6 protein-coding genes and 1 pseudogene are annotated in these 5,608 nt (G+C 36.2%); 6 read left to right on the forward strand and 1 reads right to left on the reverse strand.

Translation table 11 applies throughout. From position 1 onward, the window contains the following. Positions 1-350 precede the first annotated feature (350 nt). On the reverse strand, positions 351-497 hold the full coding sequence (locus F8B77_RS17580) for a hypothetical protein (RefSeq protein WP_155655031.1): 147 nt from the start codon (positions 495-497) through the stop codon (positions 351-353). A 682-nt stretch (positions 498-1,179) separates the two neighbouring features. Here F8B77_RS17580 and F8B77_RS17055 point away from each other — a divergent pair. From F8B77_RS17055 to F8B77_RS17890, 6 genes and pseudogenes are all read left to right on the forward strand, one after another. Beyond that, positions 1,180-1,692: a methylated-DNA--[protein]-cysteine S-methyltransferase gene (locus F8B77_RS17055; RefSeq protein ID WP_151656843.1), complete on the forward strand. Its 513-nt coding sequence runs from the start codon at positions 1,180-1,182 to the stop codon at positions 1,690-1,692. Between the two features lie 178 nt (positions 1,693-1,870). Continuing rightward, positions 1,871-2,326: a GNAT family N-acetyltransferase gene (locus F8B77_RS17060; RefSeq protein WP_208846168.1), complete on the forward strand. Its 456-nt coding sequence runs from the start codon at positions 1,871-1,873 to the stop codon at positions 2,324-2,326. 172 nt (positions 2,327-2,498) lie between these two features. Next, entirely contained in the window at positions 2,499-3,368 is an 870-nt protein-coding gene (locus tag F8B77_RS17065) for an HNH endonuclease (protein ID WP_244298276.1), read from the forward strand. A gap of 721 nt (positions 3,369-4,089) precedes the next feature. Continuing rightward, entirely contained in the window at positions 4,090-4,623 is a 534-nt protein-coding gene (locus F8B77_RS17075) for a hypothetical protein (RefSeq protein ID WP_151656849.1), read from the forward strand. 182 nt (positions 4,624-4,805) lie between these two features. Further along, on the forward strand, positions 4,806-5,216 hold the full coding sequence (locus tag F8B77_RS17080; protein WP_065601479.1) for a VOC family protein: 411 nt from the start codon (positions 4,806-4,808) through the stop codon (positions 5,214-5,216). A gap of 167 nt (positions 5,217-5,383) precedes the next feature. Next, positions 5,384-5,608 (forward strand): annotated as a pseudogene (locus tag F8B77_RS17890) (hypothetical protein); the annotation flags it as partial.

Here is a 5,608-nt window from a genome sequence, read left to right on the forward strand (position 1 = left end):
GTGCGTACTGAGTCCGAAATTTTTTTGCACGGCTCATCAATAGAATCGAAGCTTTCGTAGTTTCGGCTTAGTAAGCGTGAATTTCTTCTTTGTTGCCTTTTGGTTTTCGTATCATCAGGTTCGGCAAATTAGCCCTTATGTTCCTAAGTTCAGGCGTTTCAGAAGCTATTTTACGCTTCAATTGTTCTTTGGTTATGCCTCATTTTAGCCTGCATTAGTGTTTTCCTCGCAGTATTTTCAATCCCAATTGTTGTTAGGATATTTGGTTTATCAGTTCCAAATCTGTTGAAACCAAGCCGTTCAAATGGTGTAAGAAATGTATCTGTTTTCCATTCACTTTATCTCGCAGTTTAAGAACATTTTGTTCGCTTAATTGGCATCGGTAAATTAGAATCTAGGCTTAGAAAATCTTGGCAGGGCAGTTCTTTACCAAGCTGGCCAAGCCGAAAGTAAGCACGCACAACAATCGCATCAACACGATTTATTACATTCGGCATTCTGGGTTTGCCTTTAGTTTTGTGATTAAGGCAATAAAATTCAGGTTGGTCTGCATGGTAATAAACGTGTTATGCCAGCGTTATACGAACTCTGAGAATGCAGTTTTTTGGTTCAGTTCAGCGATTGAACCATTAGCTTTTTAGGTGTGAAAGTAGGGTGGTTTTCCTTTTTCTTTGTTGCCTTTTGGTTTCCATTTCATCAGGTTCGGCATTGAACTATTATTGCCCCAAATTCAGGCGTTTCAGAAACCAATTTACGCTTCAATTGTTCTTTGGTTATGCCTCATTTTAGTCTGCATCAGTGTTTTGCTCTCAGCATTTTTAATCCCAATTGTGGTTAGGATATTTGGTTTATCAGTTCCAAATTGGCTGAAACCAATTCGTACAAATGGTGTAAGAAAAAGGGATTGTTTCGTTTCACAGTTATTGTCGTTGATTGGATATTTTGCTCGCTTAATTGAGTCAGTCTAATTAAACTCAGTTAACAGCAAATCTTGGTAAATCAGTTCTTTACCAAGTTAATTGGAGCGAAAGCAAGGCTCGTATAACAAAGCAATCAACACGATGCTATTTACATTCGGCATTCGCGGTTTGGAGTGTAATTGGTTTTGTAAGTAAGTCGTTCGCACGTGTTATTGCGGCGTTATAAATACGGGTAAGTTATTCATAATAAGGACATTGAATGAATCAGATTAATATCCAACACTTTAAACATCCTTATGCCGAATTTGTGCTTGGCTCATATGACGGTAAGCTTTGTCTTTGTGACTTTCGATATCGTAAAATGAGAAGTACAGTTGATGATCGTATTAAGCGCAGCCTTAACGCTGAATTCGTAGAAAGAAACGACGATGTTTTAGAATCTACCAAAACGCAACTTGAAGAATACTTTCTTGGTGAACGAAGTGTTTTCGATATTCCTTTATTACTGGTTGGTACGGATTTTCAAAAATCGGTTTGGGACGCATTAAATAAAGTGAAATACGGTGACATTGTAACGTATCAAGATTTGGCTTTATCAATTGGCAATGAAAGCGCGGTTAGGGCGGTTGGAAGTGCTAATGGTGCAAATGGATTGGCAATTATAATTCCTTGTCACAGGGTAATTGGCAGCCAAGGTGAGCTTGTTGGCTATGGTGGCGGTTTATCATTGAAAAAACGCCTTTTAGAATTAGAGCAAAATCTCTTCATCTAAGTCTAAATAGTATTTATAACAAATGCATCAACACGATTTGCTACACTCGGCGTTGCCAGTTTGCCTTTAATTTCAGTGATTAAGGCAGTAAAATTCAGCTAAGTCTGTATCGTAGCAAACGTGTTATGCAGGCGTTATGTTTATCCAATAAATTGAGGTGCTTATGAAAGTAAGGTTAATGGAACAGTCTGATTTAAATGATACAGCAGAAGTACATAAATTAGCTTTCGTAAGACAAAAACAATCTTATGAATGGTTGGTGTGTAATTTCAATGCTTTCCCACGAGTCTTGTGTTTTGTCGCTGAAGATAGTAATGGGATTATTGGATATATTATTTGGACTCAAAAAAGTGGTTTTCGTCCTGAAGTCGTGATGGAAATTGAACAATTAGCTGTTTCTCCTAATCACCAAAGAAAAGGTATAGGACGTGGCTTAATCATGAATTCTTTACCATTAGTAAAAGCTAAGTTGGCAGAGAATGACTCAGTACTAAAACATATTTTTGTTACAACGAGAGCTGATAATTTTGCTCAAGAATTGTATAAATCAACATTAGGCGCAGAAGTGGAAGCAACGATTACTAATCTATATTCTGCGGATGAAATATTAATGATTGCACGCAACGTTAGTTAATAAACATAACAAATGCATCAACACGATTTGCTACACTCGGCGTTGTCAGTTTGCCTTTAGTTTCAGTGATTAAGGCAGTAAAATTTAGGTAAGTCTGTATCGTAGCAAACGTGTTATGCAGGCGTTATAAAAATAAGTTGGTTTCAATACTACTAATATAATGAGGTGTAAATTGGCAAAATCAAAGCGTACAGCTATTCCTCCTGAAATAAAGCGAATTTTAAGAAATGAGGTAGGTTTTGGTTGTCCTATAAAAGGATGTGGAAACCCATATCTTGAATATCATCATTTTGATCCTCCTGTAAATGTGAGACCGCATAATGAACCATCAGGAATGATTGCTTTATGCGCACAGCATCATAAAAAAGCAGATGGTGGTGCTTATACAATAGAACAATTGCATGAATTTAAATGTGACCGTTCAAATGCGGAGTTAGTTAAAGGTAACCTTGACTGGTTAAGGAAGGATTTACTTGCTGTCGTTGGAGGGAACTTTTATTATGAAACACCTCGTATTATTGTCATCGATGGTAAAGAGTTAGTGTCATTGCATCGCGATGAGGATGGGTATCTTCGTTTAAATGTTAATATGTTCAGCTTAGAAGCTGAAGAGCGAATTATTATTGACAATAATTCATGGGAAAATATAGGTTCACCAGTAGACCTTCGTTGTCCCCCGCAAGGAAAGGAATTAGAAGTTAAGTATGCGAATGGTGATTACTTATACTTAAGGTTCATTGAGCTTAATAATTTAGAAACAGCGATTAAACGCTATGGTTCTGATATCTTTTCATCGGTACAATTTCCCATTACAGCAGTAGAAGTTAATATGACTATTGCTAACACTAGTTTTTCACTTACACCTAAATCTTCGACATTGGGCGGAATTCAAATAACTGGTAATTTTGCATCTCATTGTGGCGGAGGTGTCTGCATAGATAATTCAGGTATTCAATGGTTACAAAACCCTCAATGGAAAATTAGGAGTAGAATTGAAGCTACTGAGCATGAAAATGTAATACGAGTTAAGTTTGGTAAATAATAAAATCGTAGATATATTTTTATAACAAATGCATCAACACGATTTACTACACTCGGCATCTCAGGTTGTCGGGTGTTTCTCGTTTTAAGGCATCAATGTTGAGTATAATTGCATAGTAGTAAACGTGTTATGCAGGCGTTACACGAACTCTAAGATTGCAGCTTTTTGGCTCAGTTCAGCGATTGAGCCGTTAGTTTTTTAGGTGTGAAAGTAAGGTGGATTTCCTTTTTCTTTGGTGCCTTTTAATATTCGTTTCATCTGGTTCGGCAATTGACCATTATTGCCAAAAGTTCATGGATTTCAGAAACCAATTCACGCTTCAATTGTTCATGGTTTTGCCTCATTTCAGTTTGCATCAGTGTTTTGCTCGCAGCATTTTCAATCCCAATTGTGGCAATGATATTTGGTTTATCAGTTCCAAACTGGCTGAAACCAAATCGTACAAATGGTGTAAGAAAAAGGGATTGTTTCGTTTCACAGTTATTGCTATTGAAGTGATATTTTGCTCGCTTAATTGAGCCAGTCTAATTAAACTCAGTTTACAGTAAATCTCGGTAAATCAATTCTTTACCAAGTTAATGGAAGCGTTGACAAAGATCGTGTAACAAAGCAATCAACACGATGCTAATTACACTCGGCATTCGCGGTTTAGAATATAATTGATTTGGAAAGTAAGGCGTTCGCACGTGTTATTGCGGCGTTATGTTTTTGAGGAAGTATAATGGATCATAAAGAGTTAAGAGGTCGATTTTCTACGTTAGACAAATTTTTTAAATCATATTTTGGATATCTAGCTTTAGTTGATTATTGTGAGAATATTGATCAGGCATATTTAGGTATGCACCCATATACACATATTAGTAATACTTTATTATCAGATGCAACGATACAGTGGTGTAAATTATTTGGTACTGACTCAGAAAGTACGCACTGGAAAAAACTAATAATCAATCATAGTGGCTTTAGAGAGTATTTGTTTGAAACAATAAAACAAGATAAAAATGGTTTTAGAGAATATCAGCTCAGCATGCTTACATTTCGTGATAAATGGGTTGCTCATTATGAATCAAATTTCCCTCATGGGACAGTACCATTATTTGAGATAGCTGTAAGTTCAGCGACAGCGTTGCAGGAATACTTGAAGCTTAATCAACCTGAAGATTATGATTACAGTGGTATATGTTCGATTGATGCTTTTGGTCATAGTTTTGGTATGGCATTACTGGATCCTTTGAAGCACGCAATAAAAACATAACAAATGCATCAACACGATTTGCTACATTCGGCATTCTAGGTTTCTTTGGGTTTACCGTGTTTAGTGGTAAATTTAAGCTTAATTTGCATAGTAGCAAACGTGTTATGCAGGCGTTATATGCAAAAATGAGTTTATGAGCTAAATAGGGTAGAATTCTATTTTTGAACTGTAGTGAGCCACAAATGAATAAGCCCATCGAACAAAGAATTGGTAACATCGCCTTAGTTGTTGAAAATTATGATGATGCAATTGAATTTTATACTAAAAAACTTCAATTTGAGCTTATCGAAGATACGGATTTAGGCGGTGGTAAACGTTGGGTTCAAATATCTCCACCTAATTCAACGGGTACAAATTTACTATTGGCTCAAGCAAGTAATGATGACCAATTAAAATCAGTTGGCAATCAAGCTGGCGGTCGTGTTTTCTTATTTCTTCAAACTAATGATTTCTGGCGTGACTATGAGTTTATGAAAGCTCAAGGTGTCGAGTTTACTGAAGAACCACGTGTTGAAGAATACGGCACAGTTGTTGTATTTAAAGACTTATACGGTACAAAATGGGACTTATTGCAGCTAAATCAAGCTAACTAAGTCTGTAGCATATAACAAATGCATCAACACGATTTGCTACACTCGGCATTGTCGGTTTGCCTTTAGTTTCAGTGATTAAGGCGTTAAAATTCAGGTAAGCCTGTATAGTAGCAAACGTGTTATGCAGGCGTTATGTCATATTAATCTAGAATTATGGAGTTAAATTGTTGGATAAATTCAGTAAGTATATTCGAGAGATTGTGTGTATTTTAATTGGTTTTTATTTTATGGCGATTATTTTGTCTTTTTCACAAGGGGAGGGCTTATCATTTTTTAAGGTATTAAACTCGATCGGCGTCTTTTTGTCTTCTCTTGGGGTATTTGTTGCTATTTCAGCAATAATACAACAACATTACCTGAATAAAAGTAGGATGATTTGCGAGCATGTCAAT

Source organism: Aliivibrio finisterrensis, from assembly GCF_008933155.1.
GTDB lineage: Bacteria > Pseudomonadota > Gammaproteobacteria > Enterobacterales > Vibrionaceae > Aliivibrio > Aliivibrio finisterrensis.

Bases quoted from the DNA above. Each gene is read 5' to 3' on its own strand.
- F8B77_RS17580 (WP_155655031.1), bottom strand. From the start codon at position 497: ATGCCGAATGTAATAAATCGTGTTGATGCGATTGTTGTGCGTGCTTAC.
- F8B77_RS17055 (WP_151656843.1), top strand. From the start codon at position 1,180: ATGAATCAGATTAATATCCAACACTTTAAACATCCTTATGCCGAATTT.
- F8B77_RS17060 (WP_208846168.1), top strand. From the start codon at position 1,871: ATGGAACAGTCTGATTTAAATGATACAGCAGAAGTACATAAATTAGCT.
- F8B77_RS17075 (WP_151656849.1), top strand. From the start codon at position 4,090: ATGGATCATAAAGAGTTAAGAGGTCGATTTTCTACGTTAGACAAATTT.
- F8B77_RS17080 (WP_065601479.1), top strand. From the start codon at position 4,806: ATGAATAAGCCCATCGAACAAAGAATTGGTAACATCGCCTTAGTTGTT.